This window comes from Chitinophaga sp. W3I9, from assembly GCF_050434025.1.
Taxonomy (GTDB): domain Bacteria; phylum Bacteroidota; class Bacteroidia; order Chitinophagales; family Chitinophagaceae; genus Chitinophaga.
The window spans coordinates 2,048,359-2,074,233 of the sequence record NZ_JBNPWC010000001.1 but is presented as its reverse complement, the minus strand read 5'-3'; the positions used below and the strand labels follow the sequence as shown (position 1 = coordinate 2,074,233).

The 25,875-nt window shown below is 45.8% G+C and carries 21 protein-coding genes; 5 read left to right on the top strand and 16 right to left on the bottom strand.

Annotated elements, in window-relative coordinates; genetic code table 11:
* Positions 1–84 precede the first annotated feature (84 nt).
* A complete protein-coding gene (locus tag QFZ51_RS08850; protein WP_429045161.1) occupies positions 85–1,119 on the bottom strand; it encodes a LacI family DNA-binding transcriptional regulator in 1,035 nt (344 codons plus the stop codon).
* 352 nt (positions 1,120–1,471) lie between these two features.
* On the opposite strand from QFZ51_RS08850, the gene QFZ51_RS08845 reads away from it, so the two are divergent.
* From QFZ51_RS08845 to QFZ51_RS08825, 5 genes are read left to right on the top strand one after another with little or no spacing between them, the layout of a single operon-like run.
* Positions 1,472–4,516 (top strand): SusC/RagA family TonB-linked outer membrane protein, encoded by a 3,045-nt coding sequence (locus tag QFZ51_RS08845; RefSeq protein WP_429045159.1) that lies wholly within the window; start codon positions 1,472–1,474, stop codon positions 4,514–4,516.
* A 12-nt stretch (positions 4,517–4,528) separates the two neighbouring features.
* Positions 4,529–6,025, top strand: a complete 1,497-nt coding sequence (locus QFZ51_RS08840) for a RagB/SusD family nutrient uptake outer membrane protein (RefSeq protein WP_429045158.1) — start codon at positions 4,529–4,531, stop codon at positions 6,023–6,025.
* Entirely contained in the window at positions 6,022–6,837 is an 816-nt protein-coding gene (locus tag QFZ51_RS08835; protein ID WP_429045156.1) for a sialate O-acetylesterase, read from the top strand. The genes QFZ51_RS08840 and QFZ51_RS08835 overlap by 4 nt, the downstream gene beginning before the upstream one ends.
* A gap of 2 nt (positions 6,838–6,839) precedes the next feature.
* Complete coding sequence (locus QFZ51_RS08830) at positions 6,840–8,825, top strand: glycoside hydrolase family 2 protein (RefSeq protein WP_429045154.1); 1,986 nt, start codon at positions 6,840–6,842, stop codon at positions 8,823–8,825.
* A complete protein-coding gene (locus tag QFZ51_RS08825) occupies positions 8,825–11,104 on the top strand; it encodes an FAD-dependent oxidoreductase (RefSeq protein ID WP_429045152.1) in 2,280 nt (759 codons plus the stop codon). Before QFZ51_RS08830 ends, QFZ51_RS08825 begins: the two co-directional genes overlap by 1 nt.
* Positions 11,105–11,174: 70 nt before the next feature.
* Here QFZ51_RS08825 and QFZ51_RS08820 read toward each other — a convergent pair whose 3' ends face one another.
* The 15 genes from QFZ51_RS08820 to QFZ51_RS08750 all read right to left on the bottom strand — a co-directional run bounded on the left by QFZ51_RS08820 (position 11,175) and on the right by QFZ51_RS08750 (position 25,837).
* Positions 11,175–11,645, bottom strand: a complete 471-nt coding sequence (locus tag QFZ51_RS08820) for a TlpA family protein disulfide reductase (RefSeq protein ID WP_429045151.1) — start codon at positions 11,643–11,645, stop codon at positions 11,175–11,177.
* 37 nt (positions 11,646–11,682) lie between these two features.
* Positions 11,683–12,357: a DUF4369 domain-containing protein gene (locus QFZ51_RS08815; protein WP_429045150.1), complete on the bottom strand. Its 675-nt coding sequence runs from the start codon at positions 12,355–12,357 to the stop codon at positions 11,683–11,685.
* A 41-nt stretch (positions 12,358–12,398) separates the two neighbouring features.
* A complete protein-coding gene (locus QFZ51_RS08810; RefSeq protein ID WP_429045148.1) occupies positions 12,399–13,826 on the bottom strand; it encodes a PKD-like family lipoprotein in 1,428 nt (475 codons plus the stop codon).
* Positions 13,827–13,846: 20 nt separating this feature from the next.
* On the bottom strand, positions 13,847–14,551 hold the full coding sequence (locus tag QFZ51_RS08805; protein ID WP_429045146.1) for a DUF4843 domain-containing protein: 705 nt from the start codon (positions 14,549–14,551) through the stop codon (positions 13,847–13,849).
* Between the two features lie 14 nt (positions 14,552–14,565).
* A complete protein-coding gene (locus QFZ51_RS08800) occupies positions 14,566–15,981 on the bottom strand; it encodes a RagB/SusD family nutrient uptake outer membrane protein (RefSeq protein WP_429045144.1) in 1,416 nt (471 codons plus the stop codon).
* Between the two features lie 10 nt (positions 15,982–15,991).
* Complete coding sequence (locus QFZ51_RS08795) at positions 15,992–19,492, bottom strand: SusC/RagA family TonB-linked outer membrane protein (RefSeq protein WP_429045142.1); 3,501 nt, start codon at positions 19,490–19,492, stop codon at positions 15,992–15,994.
* Between the two features lie 136 nt (positions 19,493–19,628).
* Positions 19,629–20,798, bottom strand: a complete 1,170-nt coding sequence (locus QFZ51_RS08790) for a FecR family protein (RefSeq protein WP_429045140.1) — start codon at positions 20,796–20,798, stop codon at positions 19,629–19,631.
* Between the two features lie 85 nt (positions 20,799–20,883).
* Positions 20,884–21,504: an RNA polymerase sigma factor gene (locus QFZ51_RS08785; protein ID WP_429045139.1), complete on the bottom strand. Its 621-nt coding sequence runs from the start codon at positions 21,502–21,504 to the stop codon at positions 20,884–20,886.
* Positions 21,505–21,529: 25 nt separating this feature from the next.
* On the bottom strand, positions 21,530–22,537 hold the full coding sequence (locus tag QFZ51_RS08780; protein WP_429045137.1) for a nucleoside hydrolase: 1,008 nt from the start codon (positions 22,535–22,537) through the stop codon (positions 21,530–21,532).
* Between the two features lie 101 nt (positions 22,538–22,638).
* The gene (locus QFZ51_RS08775; RefSeq protein WP_429045136.1) at positions 22,639–22,977 is read right to left on the bottom strand and encodes a hypothetical protein; all 339 of its coding nucleotides are present in this window, start codon (positions 22,975–22,977) and stop codon (positions 22,639–22,641) included.
* Positions 22,978–23,105: 128 nt separating this feature from the next.
* A complete protein-coding gene (locus tag QFZ51_RS08770) occupies positions 23,106–23,486 on the bottom strand; it encodes a nuclear transport factor 2 family protein (RefSeq protein WP_429045135.1) in 381 nt (126 codons plus the stop codon).
* Between the two features lie 73 nt (positions 23,487–23,559).
* Entirely contained in the window at positions 23,560–24,294 is a 735-nt protein-coding gene (locus QFZ51_RS08765; RefSeq protein ID WP_429045134.1) for an SDR family NAD(P)-dependent oxidoreductase, read from the bottom strand.
* 4 nt (positions 24,295–24,298) lie between these two features.
* Positions 24,299–24,517 (bottom strand): tautomerase family protein, encoded by a 219-nt coding sequence (locus tag QFZ51_RS08760; RefSeq protein WP_429045132.1) that lies wholly within the window; start codon positions 24,515–24,517, stop codon positions 24,299–24,301.
* 28 nt (positions 24,518–24,545) lie between these two features.
* Positions 24,546–25,064 (bottom strand): YceI family protein, encoded by a 519-nt coding sequence (locus QFZ51_RS08755; RefSeq protein ID WP_429045130.1) that lies wholly within the window; start codon positions 25,062–25,064, stop codon positions 24,546–24,548.
* Between the two features lie 209 nt (positions 25,065–25,273).
* Positions 25,274–25,837: a Crp/Fnr family transcriptional regulator gene (locus QFZ51_RS08750; RefSeq protein WP_429045128.1), complete on the bottom strand. Its 564-nt coding sequence runs from the start codon at positions 25,835–25,837 to the stop codon at positions 25,274–25,276.
* Positions 25,838–25,875: the final 38 nt, after the last annotated feature.

The window sequence follows — 25,875 nt, the reverse complement described above, 5'->3', positions numbered from 1 at the left end:
CGGGAACAATTCACGGCACCAGCGTTATTTACTGCACCCAAAATACAAATTCACGGATATTGCCGGATAATTTTTTTGTTGATGTTATTGCGGGAGTCTCTTCGACGATTCCCTTACAATCAACGTTGTTTTCAACGATTTCAGCACTGGTGAGTAGTCTTCTCCCTTTTTTATAGTGTCCAGCAATATAGCTGCTGCCGACCTGCCGATATCTGCTACCGGCTGCTGAACGGTAGTGAGCGCCGGTTCAATCACTTCTGATATAGGATCGTTGCTGAAACCAACAATGCCAAGCTCGGAGGGGATATCTATTTTCCGTTTTTTGGCAACCAGCATCAGTTGAATGGCTACCGGATCGTTCACACAAAAAACAGCATCCGGCCGCTGTTTCAGGTTCAGTAACTTTTCAGCGCAATGGATGGCATCTTTTTTTGAGAGATTGCAATGGACAACCAATTCTTCTTTAAAGGGCAGGTGATATTTTTCCAGTGCATCCCGGTATCCTCTTAGCCGGTTATGTGTTATCAGTAACGCAGGCGGACCGCCTATATGTGCAATATTGCGATAGCCGTTTTTAATAAGATGCTCCACGGCTTTAAGCGCTCCCTCGTAATCATTAACAAGCACCTTGGAGGTATTCATCTCATCGCAGATCCGGTTAAAGAAAACCACGGGAATCCCATGCCGCTCAAATGCCTTAAAATGGTCGAATTTTTTGGTTTCCCTTGTCATGGAAATCAACACGCCATCAACCCGGTTTGCCAGTAGTACATTGGCATTGGCTACCTCTGTTTTATATGATTCCTGCGACTGGCAAATAATAACGTTATAGCCCGCCTCCGCAGCAACCTGTTGTGCGCCCATGATAATGGTAGGAAAAAAATACGTCAGGAACTCAGGTACGATAATACCAATGGTGTTGCTTTTACTTTTTACAAGACTTTGAGCCAGCAGGTTGGGCTGATAATCAAGCTGCCTGGCCATTTCTAATACCGCTGCTTTTGTTTGCGGATTGATATCCCCATGTTCGTGCAGTGCCCTGGATACCGTAGACTTGGATATGTTCAGTGCTTTGGCAATGTCAACGATCGTGGTCATGTGCTTTTTAAGCTGCCGCATATCCACAGAATTTTCCCCGGGAAGTGTGAAATAGATATTACAATCCTTACAATAATAGCGCTGTTTCCCTCTTACAATACCAGATTTTGTGATCGTGTGTACTTGACTGCACCGGATACATTTTATCATTAAAACAGAAGAATTTTAAATTGGTCGTACTAAATAAAGTGCTTTTGCCCGTTTGTCTGCCACGCTCCCGTTACTCCGTGACTACCGGTATCGTTTGCGGTATCGTTCCCGGTAGATTCTGTTTTCCCGGAAGCTGGAAATTCTTTCATTGTTTAATATTCTTCTCTAACATTGCTTTACCACTTATGACTAATGTTTTATAAAAGTTAAAGACGCTTACGTTATGAAAAAAACAAGCTCCTTGTTTAAATCACGGGATCTTTTCAGGATCCTGCTGCTTGTACCTTTTTCCCTTTTTGCGCTGCCAACAAATGCCCAATCCGTTTTGCCAACTGTTTCAGGCAAGGTAGCGGATGAGAATGGGCAGGCATTGCCGGGCGCCACTGTTGCGGTAAAAGGTACATCAAAAGGAACGGTCACCAGCAGCACCGGCACGTTTACATTAAAAGAGGTAACCTCCAACGCCACCATTACCGTTTCGTTCCAGGGGTATGTAAATACCGCTATTGCAGTCCGCGGCCAGTCATACCTGACAGTGATCTTAAAACCTGATATTAGTAAACTAAGCGATGTAGTGGTGGTTGGCTATGGCACTCAACGCAAAGCGGCATCTACAGGGTCCATCGCATCCGTTAAAGCGGCGGATATTACGCAAACACCTGTTACGAATGTGGCCCAGGGCCTGGCTGCCCGGGTACCCGGCGTACAAATTACACAAAATAATGCGGCCCCGGGAGGTAATATCAGCGTACGTATACGCGGTACCAATTCCATCAACGGCTCCTCTGAGCCACTCTATATTGTTGACGGTATCCAGATCTCCAACAGCGGCGGCGTAAATGATGTAAGCCCTTTATCCACCATCAATCCAAATGATATTGAATCGGTGGAAATATTAAAAGATGCATCCTCCACTGCGATTTACGGGGCCAGGGGCGCCAACGGCGTAGTGCTCATCAGCACCAAACGAGGGAAGAGCGGCGTTACGCGGGTGCAGCTGGATGTTTACCAGGGCGTACAAAACATTACCAAAGAACTCTCAATGCTCAACGCAACACAGTTTGCTCAACTTGAAAATGACGTTTATAATTCCCCGATATACACCGACCCGTCTTCCCTGGGAAAGGGAACCGACTGGCAGGATGTTGTTTACCGCAGGGCCAGCATACAAAACTACCAGGCATCCGTAAGCGGTGGTTCGGAGAAAACACAGTTCTCTTTATCCGGCAACTTCTTCAATCAGGAAGGTATTATTATTTCTTCGGATTTCAAGCGCTATTCTTTAAGGGCAACGCTGGATCATAATATCAGCAAACGCTTTAAAGTGGGCACAAGCCTGGTTAGCAGCTACACCATCAACAATAACATTCCAACGGGTATAAATAATATTGACGGGGCACTAGTAACCCAAAGCATTATAGGCGCCACCCTTGGCGCACCCCCTACCCTGGTGCCTTACAGGGAAGACGGCAGCATTTATCCTTTTGCGGACCAGTTCAATAGCCGTTACCGGGAAATTGCCAACCCGGTTGGGCTGGTGACCATCCTTAACCGCAATACCATTAAACGCACGCTCTCCAATGTATATGCGGAGGCACAGATCATCGACGGGTTAAGCTACCGGGCCTCCTTCAATGCAGATATTGGCAGCACGCTGAACGATTATTATTCCCCCATTAGTATTCTTGGTAAAGCCGAAGTTAATGCCAATTCAGGTGTTGCTTCCAAAGGAAACATCAACACTACCAACTGGTTGCATGAAAGCATTCTTACCTATAATCGCCTCTTTGGAGACCATTCGCTCAAGTTCACGGGTGTGTATGCGATTCAAAGTAATTTATATAACGACAATATCATCAATGCAAACGGCTTTCCGAATGATGCCACCAGCAATGAAGCCGTTCAGCTGGCGGTAAACAGAACAGTACTCAGCAGCCGTACCAAAGAAGCACTCAATTCGTACATGGGCCGTATTAACTATGGCTACGCCAATAAATACTTCCTCGACATCACTGCCCGTTATGACGGCGCCTCCAAGTTCGGAGAAAACCACAAATGGGGTTTCTTCCCGGCCATAGCCGGCGCCTGGCGGATCATTGAAGAACCTTTCCTGAAAAACAGCCATTTGTTCAGCGATCTGAAATTAAGGGCCAGCTACGGCCGTACAGGAAACGCCGGAGCCATTGCACCCTACCAGTCATTGTCACTTGAAAATTCCGGAAGTAATTACCAGTTCAATCATATCTATACAGTAGGTATCAGCCCAACAGGTATTCCCAATGCTGACCTGCGGTGGGAGAAATCAACCCAGGCCAATGCGGGTCTTGACATCGGGCTATTCCAGGACAGGCTGACCATTGTGGTGGATTATTATAATAAGGAAACAAAGGACCTGCTGTTTGTGAAGAACTTACCACTTTCTTCGGGGTATAACGCCATCACCGGCAACTTTGCCAGCATCCGGAACAAAGGAGTGGAAATTGCCGCCGATGCCAGGCTGTTTACCGGGAAATTCAAATGGAACGTCAATGCAAATGTTTCTGTAAACCGCAACCAGCTTTTAAGCCTGGAGGGTGGTACAAATGAATACGTGCTGAGTCCCTACAGTGTGCTCAAGGTAGGGCAGCCGCTTGGCATCTTCAAAACCTATGTATTTAACGGCATTTATCAAACCGGCGAAACCGTGATACCAGGCAGCGGGAGCAGAACAGGCGGTGTAAAAGTAGCGGATCTGGACAAAGACGGGCAAATTACCGGGGCGGATCAAAGGATCACCGGCGATGCAAACCCTTCCTATATTTTCGGATTTTCTTCCAACTTCAGTTATGGCCATTTCGACCTGTCCTTCTTTCTTTCAGGCGTGCAGGGCAACAAGATCTTTAACCTCAGCCGCTACACTTTTGAAAACGGTTTGGGTGGAAGAAATGTGTTGTCGGGCATGGTGGACCGGTGGTCGCCCACAAACCCCGGCAATGAATATGCGAGCGGCTTCCAGGGAGGCAGAATACCGGTATCGGACCGTTTTGTAGAAGATGGCTCCTATATACGCATGAAAAATATCACCCTTGGTTATAAACTTCCTGCTGTAAAATATATCAGCAACGCAAGGCTGTATGTTAGCTGCAACAATCTTTTCACCATCACCAACTATAGTGGCTATGATCCCGAAGTAAATTCCTTTGGCGGTTCAAACACACAGATCGGGGTTGACAATCTCGTTTATCCCATGGCAAAGTCCTTCATCGTTGGCTTACAGGTTGGTCTCTAAAAAATGATATTTATGCAAACAAAGAAGAATATACAATTCCTGCTTGCCGGTTTATTACTGATGCTTGTGCAAACATCCTGCAATAAGCTCACAGAAAGCCCTTACTCTTCCATTTTTACTGATAACTTCTATAAGACGGCATCAGATGCAGAAGCAGCGTTGACAGCAGTTTATGGGCCACTTGGCGGTATATATGGCACCGCCGGCACCGGGGCATCAGACTTCAGCGCAGACCAGATCTATCCTCGGCCCGTAGTAGGCAGGGATACCTACACGCTTTTCAGTTATGATCCAAACTATACTACTCAAAAAAGTTTTAACAGGCAGTTTGAATCTCCTCAGCAAATCTGGCAATCCTGCTATCAGGGTATTGAAAAAGCAAATTGGGTTTTGCTGCGCGTACCCGACACCAATATGGATACGGCAAGAAGATCAGTTATTCTGGGAGAAGCATATTATATGCGCGCCTTTTATTTATGGATGCTTACCAAGAACTTTCGTGATATAGTGGTTAAAACAACACCCAGCACTAATATTGATACTGCTATCATTGGCAAAACCATGCAGGCCGATGTCTTTAAACAGATATACCAGGACCTTGAGCAGGCCGTTGCCAAACTGCCTTCCTATTCTGCCAGTATCCAGAAAGGCAGGCCTTCAAAAGAAGTAGCGCTGGCACTGTACGCAAAAACAGCGTTGTATGCACAGGACTGGCCAACCGCACTGGATAAAGCAAAGCAGGTGTTGAATTCCGGCAAATACAACCTGATGCCAGACGTGTTGGATGTTTATAACGTTACCAAGGAGGACGCCGCAAGGCAGGAAAACATGTGGGCGCTTGAATGTGAAAGCACTTCGCCGGGTATTTCTACACAGATTATCAGCTTGTTTGGCCCTAAGAACAGCGACGGGCCACAATATGCTGCCTCCACTTTTGGTTCTGCATTTGCCTACCAATCTTTCTTTAACTCATTTAACCCGGCAGACCGCAGGCGGTTGTTGCTGGATACCAATTATATCAACAGGCAGGGAAAGGTAGTGGCACAGAAAGATATTACACCTATCACGCCACAAGGCGTACTGGTTAAAAAATATATGGACCCGAACTCTATTGGTGGAAATGGGGCTGTTAACATCCCTATTCTGCGCCTCGCAGATGTTTACCTGATTGCTGCAGAAGCATCGGCACAGCAAAACGGTCCATCCAGTGAGGCATATGGCTATATTAATACCGTCAGGAGCAGGGCCGGCCTTCCCGGTTTAACCACCGGATTGGGCAAGGCACCGTTTGTTGATTCTGTACTACAGGAACGCAGCTGGGAGCTCTTTGGAGAAGGCGACCGCTGGTATGACCTGACCAGGACCAATACTTTTTTACAGGTAATTCCAAAAGCAGTAAATAATGTATTCCCTGTCCGGACACCACAGGCAAAAAACCGTTACTTTCCCATCCCGCTGGATGAGATCAATGCGAACCCGAAACTCGAACAAAATCCTGATTGGAAATGAGATGGATAATAACCGCTGTTTGTTTTCTTACTTTACAGCCTGCATGGGCACAGCATAAAACGCTATTCCTGGCTGCCGGTCAAAGTAATGCCGTTGGCCAGGGAGACAGCACCGCTTCGGTACACTGCACCGCCGGAACTGCTTTTGAATATCGGTTCTCGGGAGATACCCTGCTTGCTTTAAAAGATCCTGCCGGGCATCGTGAACTACAGTTTGAAAAAGCAAACAGCGGCAGCGCGTGGCCGGCTTTCGCAAAAGCCTATCACGACCTCACAGGAAGCCAGGTGGTGATTGTGCCGGCGGCAAGGGGCGGAAGCTCCTGCCACTATAAAGCGGAATTAAATAATTACGGCACCTGGGATAACAGGGGCAGACTGCCTTTGTTCGACAGCGCCATTGTAAAGGCCAGGGCTGCTGCCCGCAAAACAGGCTTACCGGTTACCGGAATATTATGGAGCCAGGGAGAACGGGATGCCAATGCCATTAATGCACAACAGCTTTCTCCGGATGAATACGAGCAACAGCTGACATGGCTGATCAATCAATTCAAAGCGGCGCTTGGTAACCAGGTCAACTTCTATATGATACAAACCGGCCATTACCTCAACCATCCGGCTAAGGGTTTTGATATCGTACGTAAGGCACAGGAAAATGTTGCCCGAAAAATGAAGCATGTATTCATTGTGTACCCTCAAACAGACAGCTTTAAAGAAAAAGGATGGATGAAGGATGAGATACACTATAATCAAACCGCATTAAATAACATCGGAGCAGCAGTTGCAAAACAGGTTGCACTTAAAGGAAAAAAGTAAACATGAAAGGAATATTATTTTGTTTGTTACTGGTCATTCCATTCTTACTCTTTGGACAACGCCGTACTGATAACAGCTTAAACAGTGAATGGAAGTTTGCCGCAGACCCCATAAAAGTGGGGGAAAAAGAACGTTGGCAGGATACATCATTTGCAACCGGCAGCTTTGATAAAGTAAAAGTGCCGCATTGTTTTTCTACAGATACCCGGTACTTCTTTTACACCGGCACGGCATGGTATTTTAAGCAATTTGAAGCCGCTGCACCGGGCGACAACCACGTGTTCCTGAAATTTGACGCCGTTTTCTATAAAACAAAAATATGGCTGAACGGCACACTGGTGGGTACCCACGAAGGCGGCTATACGCCGTTTGAGTTTGACATCACAACGTTGCTTAAAAACAGGAATACGCTGGCAGTACAAGTGGATAATTCCTGGGATACCACCACCATTCCCGGCGCTAAAACCCCTGTTCCCTATTCAGCCGCCAATCACCGCCAGTTTTATCCATGGATCAATTACGGCGGCATTACCAGGCCGGTACATCTTGTTACACGGCCTGCTACATATATCAGCAACAGTAAAATCATTGCCATCCCTGATCTGAATAAGGGAGATGCAACTATCAGGATAAAAGCATTTATCAGGAACAACAGTGCAACCGCCATTACCTCCGCAGTGAATGCCGGTGTTTACCGTAATGGGGGCAAAAGCAGTATCCGCTTTAAACCGCAGCAGGTAAAGGTGGAACCAGACAGCGTTATTTCCGTGGAGATGACCGGCACCCTGCCCGCATCGGAAGTGGCTTTATGGAGCCCCGACGCCCCTGCATTGTATAGTGCAGCCATTGTTTCCGGTAAGGATACCGTTGAAACAACATTTGGCATCCGGAAAATTGAAGTGAGTGGCACAAAACTGCTGTTAAATGGTGAACCCATAAAAATGGGCGGGTGTAACAGGCCGCTGGATTATCCCGGCTATGGCTCCATGGATCCCAACGAAGTACTGGAAAAGGACCTGACGATGATCAAAAGCGGTGGTATGGAGCTTTCCCGTATTAGTCACTACCCGGTACCGGAAACCATGCTGGAATGGGCGGACAAACACGGCCTTCTCATTATTGTAGAAGCGGGCAACTGGCAAATGACGCCCAAACAAATGAACGATCCCCTGATGCGCAATAAGTTCCGGTCGCAGATGAGGGAAATGATGGAGCGTGACTGGAATCATCCCAGCGTCATCGCTTATAGTGTAGGCAACGAATTCCAGTCACAAACGGAAGAAGGCAAAGCCTGGGTACGTGATATGAGCAGTTATGTAAAATCACTGGATGACTCACGCCTTATCACCTTCGCCACTATGCTCCTGGGACGTGAGGATATCAGGAAACCCGAAGATGAAGCATCGCAATACGTTGACTTTGTGAGCGCAAATATTTATGGTAATCATTTAAAAGTGCTGCAGCATATACATGCGCTGTATCCTTCAAAACCTGTTTATGTGAGTGAATTTGGCGTAAGAACAGATGCCGTTGGATCTGAAGAAGAGCGGATTGCCTATCTCAAAAAAGCGATGCAGGATTTCCGGCAATGTGATTATTTAATAGGCGCCTCCGTGTGGACCTTCAATGATTATTTCAGCCGCTTCCCCGGCACCAATGCAAACGGATACCGGCCGTGGGGGCTGGTAGCGCCAGACAGGACGCTGAGAGGCATGTACACGGCGTGGCAGGAAGAATTTTCTCCGGCAACCATTGAGCTTGTTAATAAAACTGCGGGGCAGGCAGGCATCCGTATTACCGCAAGAAAAGATTTCCCCTCATACACGATGAAAGGTTACCAGTTAAAATGTAACGGAACCTATATACCTGTAAAAACCCTGCATCCCGGCGAGAGCGTGGTGCTTAATGTTGACCTGGCCGGGGAAACAGCCGATGTTGCGCTGATAAAACCAGGCGGTTTTACGATCATCCAAAAAACCCTTAAATAATGATAAGATCAGAAAGCGCGGATAAACGTACATTCCCACTTGTAAAACTAAAGGCCGATCTGATCGTAACGGGCGGCGGACTGTCCGGTGTTTGTTGTGCTGTTACCGCTGCAAGGCATGGGCTGCAAGTAGTGCTTGTACAGGACAGGAGCGTGCTGGGTGGTAATGCAAGCAGTGAAATCCGTTTATGGATCCTGGGGGCCACCTCTCACATGGGCAACAACAATCGCTGGGCAAGGGAAGGCGGCATTGTAGACGAGATACTGGTGGAAAACATGTACCGGAACCCGGAAGGTAACCCGGTGATCCTGGATGCGATATTACTCGACAAAGTAACCAGTGAACCCAATATAACATTGTTGCTGAATACTGCTGTTTATCATGTAGAGAAACAGGACAGTACAACTATCTCCTCATTAAAAGCTTATTGTAGTCAGAATCAAACGGAATACGATTTAACGGCGCCGCTGTTCTGTGATGCCTCCGGCGATGGTGTAGTTGGTTTCCTCTCCGGTGCGGCATTCAGGATGGGCGCAGAGCCTAAAGAAGAATTTAATGAACTGTTTGCACCAACAAAAACCTATGGCGAACTACTTGGCCATTCGCTTTATTTTTATTCAAAAGACACCGGCAAACCCGTAAACTTTATTCCTCCCTCCTTTGCCCTCAACGATATTACACAGATACCCAGGTTCCGGAGCTTTAACTCGCAGGAGTACGGCTGTAAACTATGGTGGATCGAATACGGCGGACGTATGGATACCGTACACGACACAGAGAAAATAAAATGGGAGCTCTGGAAAATAGTATATGGCGTATGGAACTACATCAAGAACTCAGGCAATTTTCCGGAAGCAGACACTTTAACCCTCGAATGGGTAGGTATGATCCCTGGCAAGAGAGAGAGCCGCAGATTTGAAGGCGATTATATTTTAAAACAGCAGGATGTTGTAGAACAACGCCTGCATGATGATGCCGTAGCTTTTGGTGGCTGGAGCCTCGACCTCCATCCCTCGGACGGTATTTACACTTCCGGACCTGGTTGCAACCAGTGGCACAGCAAAGGCATTTATCAGATACCTTTCCGCAGTCTTTATTCCAGGAATATCCACAACCTTTTGCTGGCAGGCCGTATTATCAGCGCATCGCACGTGGCATTTGGCTCAAGCCGCGTAATGGCCACCAGCGCATATGTTTCGCAGGCATCGGCCATGGCGGCAGTGCTTTGTACCTCGCTGGGATGCACGCCTGCTTCCCTCTATAATAATGGCAGCATTCCGAAACTGCAGCAATTACTGCTGCGCAGCGGACAATATATTCCGGGTGTGCTGTCAAAAGATGAAGAGGATATTGTACAACAGGCAGCTATTACAGCCAGCAGTGAACTGTTGCTTTCGGGACTGGAAGAAGATAGGGCGCCGCTACCGCTTGATGTTTCCGTAGCGCAAATGATTCCGGTAAACGCAGGAAAACTGCCGGCCTTTCAGCTGCATGCGTACAGCGACGAAACAACTACCCTGCATGCTGAAATAAGAACCTGCTCCCGCACAGGCAGTTATACGCCGGATACTTCCATTGCTGCTTTTGAGTTCGCCATTCAGCCCGGCAGGAATTGCATACAGCTGATATCCGGTGCTACCGTTGAACAAACGCAGTATGTATTTGTTATGCTTCACAAAAACCCGCTGGTAAAGATCAGCAGGTCAGATAAAAGGATCACCGGTATCCTGTCTGTTTTTAATACGGTTAATCCCGCTGTCTCCAATTATGGCAAACAGGAGGCGCCTGACGGCATCGGCATAGACAGCTTTGAGTTTTGGTGCGCCCAGCGCAGACCGGCAGGACAAAATATTGCGCTCCGGTTTGACACCCCTTTGCAGTCATTTGGCCCTGCCAATATAGGCAATGGCTTTGCAAGGCCTACCACACAACCCAATGCGTGGGTGGCCGATCCTAATGACACAGATCCTACGCTGACCCTGACCTGGAAAGCGCCCAAGCATATTAAAAAATTGATCCTTTCCTTTGATACAGACTTTGATCACCCGATGGAATCTGTGCTGATGTCGCACCCGGAAAATGTGATGCCGTTTTGCGTCCGCAACTATGCCATCTTTGATGAAAATGGTCGCAAGGTGTATGAAAAAAAGGATAACTACCAGACAAGGAACGAGATTGATTTTCCCGACGCCATTGTCACTTCAAGCCTTACCATCAAAACCACGCATCCTTCGGCCAGCACACCCGCAGCAATCTTTGAAATACGTTGCTTTGAATAAGGTGTTCTGATGTGCGGATGATTACCTGTGAGAAAAGTTCTTTTCTCACAGGTAATTTTTTATATCATTTTCAATTAAAAATCTTCTCCAACTCTTTATATAACTGCTCTCCACGTAAACTCTTAGCTATAATTTTTCCACTGGGGTCAATCAGGAAATTTTCCGGAATTGACTGGATCATATATTTGCTCCCGGCTTCATTCTTCCAGCCCTTCAAATCGGAAACCTGTAACCAGGGCAACTTGTCTGCCTTCACCGCCTTCAACCACGCTGCGCGGTTCTCATCCAATGATACGGATAATATTTCAAGGCCTTTTTTATTAAAAGTGTTGTAAGCTTTGAGCACATTTGGATTTTCAGCACGGCAGGGGCCACACCAGGACGCCCAGAAATCCAATAGTACATATTTGCCGGCATAATCGGACAGTTTAACGATCTTGCCATCAACACCGGGTTGATTGAACTCAATGGCCTGCTTACCGGGCCCTATTTGTAACCGCTTTCTTTGATCAGCTATAGCACTGATAATATTTTTTGCCATGAAAGATGATTGAAGTTGTTTATCGAACTGCTTCAATTCATTCTCCAGTCCCGTCAGCCCACTTTCTTCGCGGGGTTATGTAGTCACTTAAAAGGTACAGATTAACAAAGCTGGCAGGATGTGTACTTGTGTATGCTCTCATATAATCAGTATACTTTTCCATCGCTGTTGTTCCTTCCTTTTCGAGGGCGGCAAGTTTCGCTGTATCATTTTTTTTCATGGCTATTTCATATTGCTTTCTTATTTCAGTTCTTCCTGAAATGTTGTTCGCATTTTCAAATAACCCGGTATATTCATCCTGCACTGCAGATCCTTTTATTTGCGGATCCTTTACTGAATTTTCATCCCAGCTGTATTTGCCGGTAACGGAGATATTTGAATTTTCAAGAAACATCGCCAGGATAACAGGGGAATTACGTTCTCCGGGCATACAGAAAATATAGGCCATGGAAGGTTCATCAACATTTCCCGTGAAAACAAAACGGCCATCAGTTAGTTTGGCGGAATCCGTTGTGTAGGCGCCGTTACGCACTATTCCTGAAAGGTAAATATATCCTGCTGTAAAGTTCTTCCCTTTAGCATACCCGGCCTTACTCACCAGGCCTTCAATATTACCGGTTAAGGTATACTGTGCATTCTTCACCTGCTGTCCGGATACGGTCAGAGAAAATAATATTAAACCAAGGAAAAAAAATAGTCTATTGCTGTTCATACTTCTGGTAAATAATAGTAAATAAAAAATTATTGCTGATCTCAGTTAGCTGATCTATAACTGAGATTTATAATCTCACCAAACCCGGTGAACTTCTTAACATAGGTGTGATTGATAATATCTCCCAGGTTATCCAGGTCGAAATAATATACTTCCCCCGCGGTTCCTGTGTTAGTTGCCGCCACAATTCTCTTACTGGTAAGGGACAACATTTTCAGGTCTTTTATTTTTACGCCATCGGGAAACGTGTATACCATTTTCGAAGAATTCGCCAGTATATCATAGAGATAAATTTTATTATCTGCGGCATAATAAAGATGCTTTACAACACCGGAAGCAGCAAAAGCAGTAGCTTTCTCTATATCCGGACTATTGCCGATCTGCTGGTTTAATGCCGGGGTTGCCCCGTTAAGCGAGTACACGTAACGGATACCGGCATCATCCTGCATAATAAAGTAGATTTCATCAGATGAAATGACAGACTGCGTTCCATAGCTCCAGCCAATCATCTTCTTTCCAACATCAGCCATATTGAAACCAGCGCCCGGAGTCGCAGATACAGGACTTAACATTCTGCCGCCCAGCGGAACAGACATAAATCGCCTGTACTTATTATCATAGAATAAAGTGACAGAAGTGGCGGAGTTTATCACAACCGGGAAAAGGGTATAATCACCTGTTAATCTTTCAGAATAAGGCTTCAACACATCCTGTGGATAAAACACAGGTCCGATGCCGGCATACAGTCCTCCGTCAGCAACAATATACTGATCGTAAGGTATTTTATTCATGGCATACGCGCATGAAGCAGTAAATTGCTTCGGCTCCGGAAAAATATCTGCTGTAGTACCATTCTGAATAAAATCGTCGGCATTAAACCTGTAAACACCCTGGTCGGTAAAAAACATCACCAGCGCAAGATTTGCATAAATACTGGTAATACCGGCACTGACCCCCACGGCCTTTCCAGGGTAAGTGGTCTTGTTCACATCTTCTGCCGGAGAAAAAAACACGGAATCGTTTGCCCGGATAAAAGACAACCGCGCCTTCCCGTCCTGGTTTGCAGCCACCAGCCACCCCTCGTAAAATGCTCCGTTTACAGTAAGCGGATACAACATAAAAGAAGATATACCTGTCTTCACACTTGTTACAGTATATATCAGGTCATATGACCCTGGTGACAGTTTAACTGCCACTTTCAGGTCCTTTTTATCAGATAATATCACGGCATCTTCCCCTACCATATAGGCTTTCCACTCATAAGTATAACTATCTCCTGAAGGCATGGACTCTGTCAGTTGTGTTTGAATACTGAGTGTATCCAGTTGTGTTATCACAAATGAAGAATCAGCTGTTTTGATCGAAACCGTATTTAGTTTATCATAGACAAACCGCTGATTATCCTTCTGACAGGAAGCCCAGGCCAGCGCCAATATTGCGAGGAATGCTCTGAATATATAATTACGCATGAATTTAATTTTGAGTTGAACTAAAAGGTGACCTCGTTACCGGATTCATCTATCATTGGCCCATTGACGGCTTCATATTCAGCAAGGGCATTTTGTAATTTAACCGGCAAATTGTAGTAACCATCCACGCCGATTGCATCGTAAGAAAAATCAGAAAGGCCGGTAACCTGCACCATAAACCTGAACTTACGCTCACTGAATGCTCCGAATGCACTCTCCACGTCGTCCCAATAAGAAGGTTTAATGATCTTGTTACTCACGTCAATGATAATTTTTTCGAGGCTGGTTGTTCCTCCGATCTCACGCCCTGTAGCGCCTACCTGGAAATCTTTACCCGGTGCAACCTGGGCAACAAGCCGGAAAGTGGTGGTAGTCATCTCCGGTGAATTCAACAGTACCACAGGATACAGCACCGTTAAAGCGCCGGCCGGCAACGTAATTTCCGGTAGCTCATAATCTTTACCCTGCCTGACCGTTGACCCCGCGCCCGCTGTTACGGAAATAACCCGGGGATAGTCAGCTGCAGCACCTACCACACGCATTTTAAGAAAAACGGTATCCCTGTTTTTGGGAACCGGGGAATACGCAAAAGAATAATTGAGGCTGTCTACTTCATACTCATCTACATAAAATGTAATCCCGTCGGGACCTTTATAGGTTGATACATTCTCCTTTTTACAGGCTGCCATCAGAAACAATATGCTGAGAAATAACAGGTACTTCATAAAAACGGGCTTTATCAGTTGTAGTTAGGATTAAATTCCAGTTCAGACGCGGGTATAGGAAGCACATACTTACTAAGCGGAATCTCAGCAGTCATAAACAGCATTTTGGTTACCTTTTTCCGTTTATAGTAAAAGAATAGCTGCCCTTCCGCGTAAAACTCTTTCTGATATTCTTTAGTGATTTCTTTCTCCAGTGTTTGCAGGGTAATGGTACCCGCCTGAAGCTCAGGCAGCGCCCTGTTTCTCCGCACTTCATTCAGATATCCGGCGCCTTCTTCCGGTGTTACAGCCGCTTCTGCCATGATATAGTACATTTCAGATAAACGAATGGCGGGTACATGCTGATCCAATCTGTTTGAATCCAGTGTATTAAACTGATATGTCTGCCAGAATTTAGAAGGAAAGGGGACGCCTCCGTCTTGTTCAATACGGTAAAGAAATCTGAAATCAGTGGCCCCGCCTGCTGCAGTTTCATAAAGTGTATTAAAGTTGGCGGCACTTCTTGTCAGCTTTATGTTGGCGCTTCCGTTAAAGCGGAAATATTGTTGTTCTGCCCAGTTCTTTATATTGCGCACACGGATACAAAATATCTCTTCATCAATGTAAAGACGATCCCGGTAACCTGCAGTGGATGAAGCGGCATAAGGGGTTACAAACGGGAATTTACCGGAGGTCACCACCACGGAAGCCGCCTGGAAAGCTCCCTGTTTGTCTCCTGCATAAATACGGATCCTTGCCTCCAGGGCCTTTACAGCAAAATAATTCATCCTGATACGCCTGTTCTGTGAACCGGTTAAAATGGGATCAGCATCTTTCATCAGATCTGCTGCCTCGCTAAGATCTGCGAGTGCCAGTGTCACTACTTCTGATGTAATGGAAGGTATTTTTGCGTATTGGTCAGCAGTAGTTTTATAGGGGATGGCCTTCATCGCTGCGCCTGCGGTATACTCAGGACCAAACATCCGCAATACTTCAAAGTGAAGGAATGCCCTGAGTGCAAGGGCCTCTCCTCGTATAAGCGCATAGCTGTTGGCAGAGAGAACATCTTTTCTTTTTTCAGTGTTGACAATGATCTTATTTATACCGGCGATGGCAGCATATGCCGTATCCCAGATATTGTTGGTATATCCAATTACCTCTGCAGATGCAAAGTTCAATGCCCGTGTTTGAACAAATGGGGCGCCGGCTCCGGATACTGCGTAGTTTTGTGCCAGTGCCGACACAAATCCCATTGACAGGTTATCACCATATAATGCCCGGCTGGCCAGCTGGGAATATACGCCGGTAAGCGCCTGTTGAAAACCAATTTCAGAGGCGAACAGCTGATCTTCCGAAATAACGGATTTAGGCTTTACGTCCAGGAATTTTTTACAGCTGCTGAACCCCAAAGATGCGACCAGGCATATTATTATAGTCAAGCTCTTTTTCATATTCATAATTTTAAAAACCGGCTCTGAGTGAAAGGGAATAGGTACGGGCAAATGGATTGCTGGTACCACGTTCTATCTGAATACTACTTGCACGGAAAAAGTCATTGGTGATGGCTGTCACCTGTAAACTCCGCATGCCAATTCTTTTTATGAACGGACTCCTGTAAAAGTTATATCCGAAGGAAGCCGAACTAAGCGTCAGGTTGTTATCATTTTGAACAAAACGGGAGGTCAGGCGGGTGGGTTGGGTGGAAACACCGATACGGGTATATGGACTTACATCTCCCGGCCCGGACCAGCCGAGATCATATGCCCTGCGGTCTACGTTAAACGAGGGATCCACAGATTCAACACGGTCTATCAGTGTCTGATTATAGACCTGGCCACCGCATTGATAATTGAAGATCAGGTTGACCTCAAAGCCCTTCAGCATAAAGTTGGTGCCGAAATTACCATTCCATTTAGGCTGACTAATGCCTACCGGTACTTTATCTGCTGCATCCCAGGTGAAAGTTCTTTTTCCGTCTTTTGTAAGATAGACTTCCGAACCGGTTGCCGGGTCTACACCCAGCGAACGAACCGCATAAATGGTATTAATAGATTCTCCTTCTTCAAACTGTACATTGGGAGTGACCTGATCAGTATTAGCCACATTGAGTTTGTTATTGGAAGCCTTCAATTTATTGGATAACTCTTTCAGGATATTTTTATTGGTGAACCCGTTTACATTCACTGACCATAAAAGCCCCTTAGCGCTCTTCTCCAGGATTTTATACCGTACAGAGAATTCGAGTCCTGTATTCTGTATCTGACCTAAGTTTTCTGCATAACTGCTGAAACCTGTGGAGGGGGCAAGGGTGATCTGCGTCAGCGAGTTTTTGGTATTTTCACGATACAGGTCCAGCCGGAAATCCAGTTTCTCTCTTAATAATACGGCATCCATACCAACATTCGCCTTATACACATTCTGCCAGCTCAGGAACTCGTTGCCCAAGCCGATGAGGACTGCTCCCAGTTCTCCAAAATAGCTGGTATTCACACCAAAGTTATACCGGGATTGGGCGCTGTAAGCCGGAATATTAAGTGAACCGGTAGAACCATAACTGGCCCTCAGTTTAAGCCTGTTCACCAGGCTGCTTTTATTGAAAAATGCTTCATTATGGATATTCCAGCCAATACCGGCCGACCAGAATGTTCCAAATTTCTTTTCCGTTCCATATTGTGATGACCCGTCCCGGCGGGCGGAAACATCGGCCAGGAATCGGTTGTCATAACTATAACTTCCGCTGTACACCACACCCACTCTCCTGATGGTACTCTCATCACCGGTTGGTCGCCCGTTTGTTTCGTATTGTGCCGCAAACAACAGGTTATCCAGCTTATCAAAAGGAAATCCTTCCGTTACCACGGAGTAATAGTTGCTGTTGCTGTTGGAAACATTAAACCCAAGCATTGAAAACAACTGGTGAGGTCCCCGTGAGATATTGAGGTTAGCGGTGGTCAGACTCTCATAGCTAGAACTATTTTCATTTCTTACGGTATAACTTCCCTTTCTGCTGAGGTCCGTTATCTCTGCAAAACGGGAATCCTGGGCGGAATAAAACTGGTCTCCGGAGGCATTCTGCTTATTAAGACTCAGGCTTGTTTCCAGGTACAGGAATGGTACCGGCGTATAACGCATCTGGAAGTTATTGGAAATACCAAAGTACTGGTTGCTGTTTACAGAATGAAGACTCGCATCATACGCGGGATTCGTTTGCGTGTAATTAGTGTAATTGATCAGCAGATCCTCCAGCATTTGTTTTGGTTTCCCTTTCTCATCATAAGGCGCCCAATAGGGATTCATTGCTACATATTCACTGAAGTCGCCGTAAGGAGATTCGTTTGACTTATTCTGGAAGATGCGGACAGAGTTTTTGAACTGCAGTTTATTGACTACATAATTAAGATCAAACTGCCCGGAATAATTTTTCCGGTCTTGTCCTTTCATTACACCTGATTGCAGATCGGCGGAAAATTGTAATCCATAGCGGATTGATTGGTCTCCCCCCTGCAGATATAGTGAGCTGCGGTTACTGACGCCATCCTGAACCGGGATCCTGAGCCAATCGGTATTCACGCCGCTTTTCATGGCTTTGTACCTTTCATTGCGAAGCACATTCAGCTTGTGCTGAGCCTGCGCACTTGAGGAAGTATAAACGCCGGCGCGCTGTTCAAAATCAAGTTTTTCCGCAGCGTCTAAAAGATGATACACGGACAGGTCGGGGGTCGTAAACCGGAAATCATTGTTGAATGTTACCTGTATCCTGCCTGGTTTTGGTGTAACAGTAGTAACCACCATTACGCCGTTTGCCCCGCGGGACCCGTAAATGGCAGTAGCAGACGCATCTTTCAGCAAGGTGATACTATTGATCAGGTTCATGTCCAGGTCCACGATACGCTGAAGCGTTACTTCAAATCCATCAAGGATAAATAAAGGGGCATTAGGATTGGCAGAAAGCTGACCGGTGAGATTGGGAAATGAGTTCTGTCCGCGCATCTGGATTTCAGGAAGCTGGTTAATGTTGCCACCGGCCACATTATTGGGCACAATCCTGAGAGAAGGGTCAAGTGCAGATACAGCTGCGAATACATTATTGGCGCTCACCTTTTTCAGTTCTGCACCGGAAATTGTTTTCGATGCGCCGGTAAAATTATTGCCCGAACGCTGGAAAAGTCCCGTTACCACTACGCCTTCAATGCCTTTGATCAGCCTGGCCAAACGCACATTTACCATACCGGAAGACAGCATGCGAAAATTGCTTTGGGCATTGCCTTCGGTTTGATCTGGTTGCCCGTTGCCGGTAGTAATACGGACAGGATCCGACATAATAGTATTATTGGCCGACAGTCGGAGCCCCATTGGCATATAACCAATAGATGATATGACAATGCTGGCATTGACCGGTATATTATTCAGCAGGAAACGTCCTTGTCCATCGGTGGAAGTAGCAATCGTTGTTTTCCATACCATTACTGTTGCTCCCGGCAGCGGGTTTCCGTCAATATCAGTTACCTGGCCGGAAAGAGAAGCGGCGGGGGCTGTTACCTCCTTCTTTGCCTCTAGCGGTGCCGGACCTTTCATCTGCAATGCGATGGTATTATCATCCAGCTCATAGGTGAACGGCGTTTCTTTAAGCAGCTCGTCCAGGAATTGCTTAAGCGGCATATTCTTCGCAGCAATAGTGATATTGCTGGTTTCCGTCAGCCGCTGAATTTCACGGCTCTTGAAAAAAGCGTAGAAGCCCGTCTGTTGTTCCAGCGCATTGAGTGCTTTTATCAGTGGTACTTTTTTAGCAGAAAAAGTAACCGATTGCGCCAGCCCGGATGCAGACACCTGTAGAAGAGCCCCTGTTAAAAGGAGAATGGTTAGTTTCATTACCAGCAATGTTTGGTTGATAATCTTTTTTTTCCGGACCGCCGCCATATGGCACGCGCCGAAAATGCTTAGCTGATAAGCAGTTTTTTGCATAATTTGCAGGTGTTTGGTTGATAAATTGAGCGGCACGCTCTTTAATAACTAAGCTTTATACCGGAAGTGGCTCCAATCACTTCCGGTTTTCTTTTGGTTGGCCTTTCTTTCTTACATATATACTTTTATCTGAAATTTATTTTCTTTCTGTTATTATCAGCTTACGGCCTTCTGCGAGGCGAAAACTAAGCCCTGTACCATCCATTAACCTGACTAACGTTTTCAGGCTGACCTTCCGGCTTATTTTGCCGCCAAACGGGACCTGCGAAATATGATGATCATAGGTCACCTCTATATCGTACCAGCGCTCCAGCTGTGTAGCTAATTCTTCTATAGTTACATTATTGAAATCAAAAGCACCGTTTTTCCAGGCAATAGCTTTATTGATATCTGCATGATCGGCAACGGTAATATCGCCGGCTATATTGGCTTCCTGCCCTGGTACCAGAATAGCTTCAGCCTTCCCGCTACGGATATTTACCTTACCTGTTACCAGCGTTGCTTTCACCCGTGGCTGATCGCCGTAAGCGTTGATATTAAAAGAAGTACCTAACACCAACACCTGGGTTTTATCATTCACCAATACCCTGAAGGGTTGGGATGAATTTTCCGCAACTTCAAAATAAGCCTCTCCTGTAAGCTGCACCTGGCGTTCTTTTCCCGAAAAGCGAACGGGAAAGCGGAGTGAAGACTCCGCATTAATCCAAACCTTTGAACCATCCGGTAAAACAATGGAGAACTGTCTTCCCCGTGGAGTAAGAACAGTATTCAGCTCCTCTGCAACCACCTCTCCGGACGTGGCAGGTGCATAGGCCAGGCCCTCGTTGTTCAGCACTATGTCAACACCCGCCTGCGAAGCCACTGTTCCGTTGCCTGCGGTATCCAGCACTACTTTATTACCGTTTGCCAGTATCAGCACCGCGCCGGGGCGACCAGGGCTAATGTCCTGAACAGCGATCTGGTTTTCATGGACCGGCTTTGTTTTTAACCGGTTAACGGTGTACCAGCCGATAGCCAGCATAGTAAGTACGGCTGCCGCAACAGACAACCATTTCCGCCGTTCCGGCAGGAGCCTTTTCACAGGCGTTTCTGCCTCGATTTGCCGGAGTATTTCTTTCAACACCACCTGTTGCCGCGTTTCATCCCACTGCTGACCCGTTGATTCAAGTGAGCCCTGGATAGACGCTTTCACGGTTTCATCGTAAGCGCCTGTAGCTATGGCTTCTGTAAATGCTGACAACTCGCCGGCGGAAATTTCGTTCTTACGGTATTTCTCAAGTAAGGATTGGAAATAAATCTCATCCATAAACGGTTTTTAAAGCGATACAATATAAAGACGACCACCACGCTAAAAGTGGGTAGATGAATTGAAAAAAAATGGATGTTGCCTATTATTGCATCAGCAGTACCAACAAAATCATTAAAACTTCGGGGTCTTCTATATGGGCCATCACATATTGGCGAACTGCCCGGGTAGCCAATTTCAGATGGGTTCGCACTGTCTGGATGCTGATCTCCATTCTTTCTGCGATTTCGGCATGGGAAATGCCTGATTCTTTTGCCAGTTGAAATATAATACGTTGCTGCGGGGTAAGGGATTCCACCGCTTGCTTCAAAATTCCTGCGTATTCTTTGGCAGCCAGGATCTTAATAGGTGAATCGGGACCATCGTGAAGCAATTCGCCCAGCTGTAGCTGGTGATGTAGCTGGCGTGCACGCGCTTTAAATGTGTCGAAAATAATATTCCGGGCAAGTATATACAGGTAATGTTCCGGTTTTTTTAATGTTCCCGGCTTTGTGCGGGTTTCCCACATACGCATAAAAACAAGCTGCACGATATCTTCACATAGTGACTGATCTCCTTTGGTAAAAACCATAGCGGTGTTGTATACTGCAGCACTATATTTATCATAAAAAATAGAAAACTGCCTTACATCTTCATCCGGTATCTTTTTATCACTGGCTGTATTGATATTAGAATGCTGATTGCCCAACCTTTCGCGTTTGGTCAAATTTAGAAAAAAACCGCGAATAGTGCTAATGGCTGGCGGATTGCTTTTGCATCACCATCATTGCATCAAACTTCTCTGCAATCACTTTTGGATCAATACCCTCCGCAAACTCACTGACCAGGTAATGCCGTTCATCGTTTGGCGCTAAACGCCACAAATTTGTTCCGTCTTCAAAAATGTGGTTATATCCGCGTTCTTCCAGCCTGAAATAAGGCAGGTGCCCTTTCACCGCCACATAAACCGCAATCAGGTCGGCGCTGTGGTGCCAATTCCTTTTCCAGCTTTCCAGGAACAGTTTGTAGGCATGCGCCATCGGCGTGTGTTTATATTGTTCCCTGAAAAAAATCCTCCCGGTTGGCACACTGTCAGCGAAAGCCCCGCCACCGGTGAAATATATGCGGGTGGGCCATGCTGCAACCACATGTTGGGTGGCGTGCGGATCGGATTTGAAATTTCCCCAGGGCCTTGGGTCCTGATCTGCCGGATACCTGCCTCCCATGCATACCAGGCGCTTCACTTTCTTCTTTACCAGGTCAATACCCTTCAATTCACTAAACTGATCTGCTTCCGTTTGCAGCAGTTTGGAAAGATTGGTCAGGTCGCCCACCGTCACCACCACCACGCTTGTATCCGGTTGTGACGACAGTATCTTCCGGTACAGCAACGTAGCTTCCGGCATATCTTCCCCCAGTTTAACATTGGGCTTAAATTCTTCGCAAAGCCTGCGTGCATATTTGGATTTATGATACACGCCAAATCGCTGCACAGCGCCAATAGGGATATCTGGCCTGCCGTAGTAGGTATTAATCACATCGGCTGCTCCCGGCGACCATGGATTAAGGCTGGATACCATAACCGCCAGTATCTCGGCATCCCCGAGATTGGCGAAACCATGGAGCATAGCCAGGGCGCCCACGTCATCGACGTCGGAGTCCATATCAGTATCAAAAATAATTCTTACGGGCTGCGCGAAGGTGAGATGACAGAGCAGCAGGCTAAGGATCAACAATCCGAGAGGCTTTATTTGTTTCATCTATTCAACGTGGTCAATTGGGTGATCGTTTTCAGTTTACATGGTACTTCCGTAAAACAGACGTTCAACCGGATAGTTAGGACCCATTGACAGCGAAAAAACTAGCTTAAATTTTCAACCTGGTCATGAAGCTGCTGATCCCAGATAAATTCTATATTGAACTTACCATCAGGCTCCAATCTGAAAATGGCCCTGTTCCATTTGTTTGCCCCTCTCTCAGTAGTAATACTGTGTAATTCTTTTATCCAATTCCTGATCTCCCTGGGAATTTTTCTGACAGACAGGTCAACGGTGGTACTACCAGCCTGGTAGTCGCCCGTGTAACCTACCACTCCATTGGCAACAACTTCTATATCCAATTTAGCATTTGTCCAGTTACTTTCGTCGATAGCATTAGCGATGCCTTTTGCTATGCTTAAATAAATTTCATCTGCTGTCATAATTTAACTTTAAGCTGTTCTTAAATAGTCCTGGTAATTTAACTATTTAATTACTTGCTTTAATGGAAAAATTATGCTTGATAACTTATAACAAATCTCCGCTATAATACTACCTGAACTTCTAAATTTTAGTCCGCTATATCGGTAAGCATTTTATTAACAATCATCCACCGGTTATTGATTTTATGAAACGAGAGAAATTCGTCATAATTAAACTCATACATTTTAACGTGAATTTTTGCCATCGCTATAGTATTAACAACATCAATCGAGATGATGGTTCCTTTAAAAGGTTTGCCGGAATCTTTCACACTTTGTCGGTTCTTTACACCATCCAGGTACTGATCAAGGGTTTTGGCGTATGGCTGGCCCTTTACATCTCCGAACAATAGGGTACCGGGATGGTAGATATTTTTCAGGATGCTGATGTCGCCTTCGTAAATTCCTTTGAAATAATATTCTTCCAGCGCCTGGGCAATTGCCAGGGAATCCTGTTGACTGGTTTCCATTTTCATTGAATTTTGTGCTTTTAATACCAGTAAGACGCCGGACAAAAAAGCGGTTAAAAAAAGTGTTTTCATGTTATTTCAGATGATGTCCTGCCGCCATTCCGCCGTCTACGGCGATGATGGCGCCTGTAATAAAGTTACTCTTAGCAACGGTATAAACCATTTCAGCAATATCTTCCGCTTCTCCAATGCGGTTCAGTAAATGTAATCCTGCGCTCTGACCGGCATTATCACCGTGCATAGGTGTGCGTATTACACCCGGGGCAATGGTGTTGACCCTGATGTTATCCTTGCCGAATTCGGCAGCCAGCTGCAAGGTGAGTGCGTGTATCGCCCCTTTTGATGCCAATGGCGCAGTAGATGGAGCGCCTCCCAACGCGTGGTTTACCAATGGCGTACCGATGTTGATGATCACGCCGTGGTGCTGCCGGAGCATTTGTGGAATAACCGCCTGAGTAGTGAAAAAAGTACCCTTCAGATTGGTATCAAGAAATTTGTCGAGATAAGCTTCATCCACTTCAAGAAATGGCTTTGTTTCATAAATACCGGCATTGTTTACCAATACGTCTGCCGAACCAAATTCCTCCATAGCCGTTGCCAGTATCTTCTCACCGGTACTTTTATGTTTCACATTACCGGCTACCATAGCCAGGTTTTCGCCTGCGCCTAACTCCTGGTAAACCTCTTCCAGTTTCCCGGCAGTTAAAGAATTAATTACTACATTATCTCCGTTTTTTAAAAAGTGCCGGGCTACCTCCTTGCCAATGCCCGATGAGGCGCCGGTAACTATTACTGTTTGCTTTTTCATGGCCTTATTTTTTTTCAGCGGTTATCCCTTTCTCTCTTAATACAGATACCTGTTCCCCGGCAACACCCCAGTCGTCCAGGTCATATTCCCGGATGACCACAAATGTCAGTTGCGGATCTTTATTCAGGGTGTCACTGATCAGGTCAGTGATACCTTTAATCAGGATTTGCTTTTGCTCTCTTGTAACGCCTTCACGGGTTACTTCTATTTTAACGTATGGCATGACTTAGGTTTTTATGCTAAAGCCGTTTTCAGGCGGCTTTAGCGGTTACAGTTACGTTTAGTTCAAAATCGTTATAGATTAAGGTATCTCCCAGGTCTTTAAAGAAATTACCTGAGCGGAACTTTATGCCGTACCTGGTACGGTCAATCACCAGCTTGCCGGTAGCAGTTACCTCGTCGCCGTTAATATTAACCGCCACATCAAAACCGACCGGATGCGTAATACCTTTAATGGTCAGATCACCTTCAACATGATTGCCCACCACGGAGGTGATTTCCAATGTTGCCTCCGGATATTTATCGGTAGAGAAAAAATCATCCGAAGCCAGGTGACCAAAGAACTGCGCATTTGTTGCAGGGTCTGTTACATCCAGTATTTTAATGGAGGTGGTGTCGATGACGAACTTACCACCGGCAAGTTTTCCGTCATTCAAAAGAAGTTCGCCTTCTTTAACGGCGATGGTGCCGTTGTGGGCGCCGGTTACTTTTCTGCCAACCCAATCAATGTTGCTTTGGGTGCTTATGATATAAAATTTTTTTGTTTCCATGTTTTTATGTTTTTATGTTTTTATGTTTTTATGTTACCCCAAAGTACGGTAGCATTTTCAACACGGCTGCGTGATCTACATCACATTTGAAGGGAGGCGTTACTTATGTGATCCAGGTCACTTTTCATTTAATCGAACCTTAATTGGGAAATAAAAAAAGCAGGTATTTAAATACCTGCTCCAGAAAAAGATATAGACTAGCTTATAGATTACAGCCTGCTGAGGGTTTCCCTTGAAACGCCCAGATATGCGGCAATGAGGTTCTTAGGAACCATGTTATAAAGTTCCGGATATAGTTTTAACAGCTCCTCGTAACGGTATTTCACATTATTGTTCATAAAGGACAACAACCGCTTTTGAGCAGCAACATATCCCCTGTTGGTCCTCCATCTGAAAAAATGCTCTACAGTATGCAGTTCGTTACATAGCTTTTCCCTGTCGCTGCTAGTAAGCGCAAGAACATCCGCATCGGTTATACAATCTACATTGATGGTGGCTTTGGTTTGATTATATAACGCATTGTAGTCAGAAGCCCACCATGTGGGCATGGCAAACTGCAGGATGAACATTTTCAGATCATCATTGATAAAAAAAGATTTTAAGCATCCTGAAATCACGAAGTATTCACAATCTACCGTATCGCCCTCGGCAATAATAGCCTGCCCTTTTTTAAAGCTCAGTGGCTTAAAATGTGAAAAGAAATAATCAAACTGCTCATCGGTTAAACTGACAAACTTCCCAATATGAGCTTTCAACGTTTCTTTAGCTTCCATAAGTGATTTTAACTAATGCTTTGACCTTTTCAAAGGTA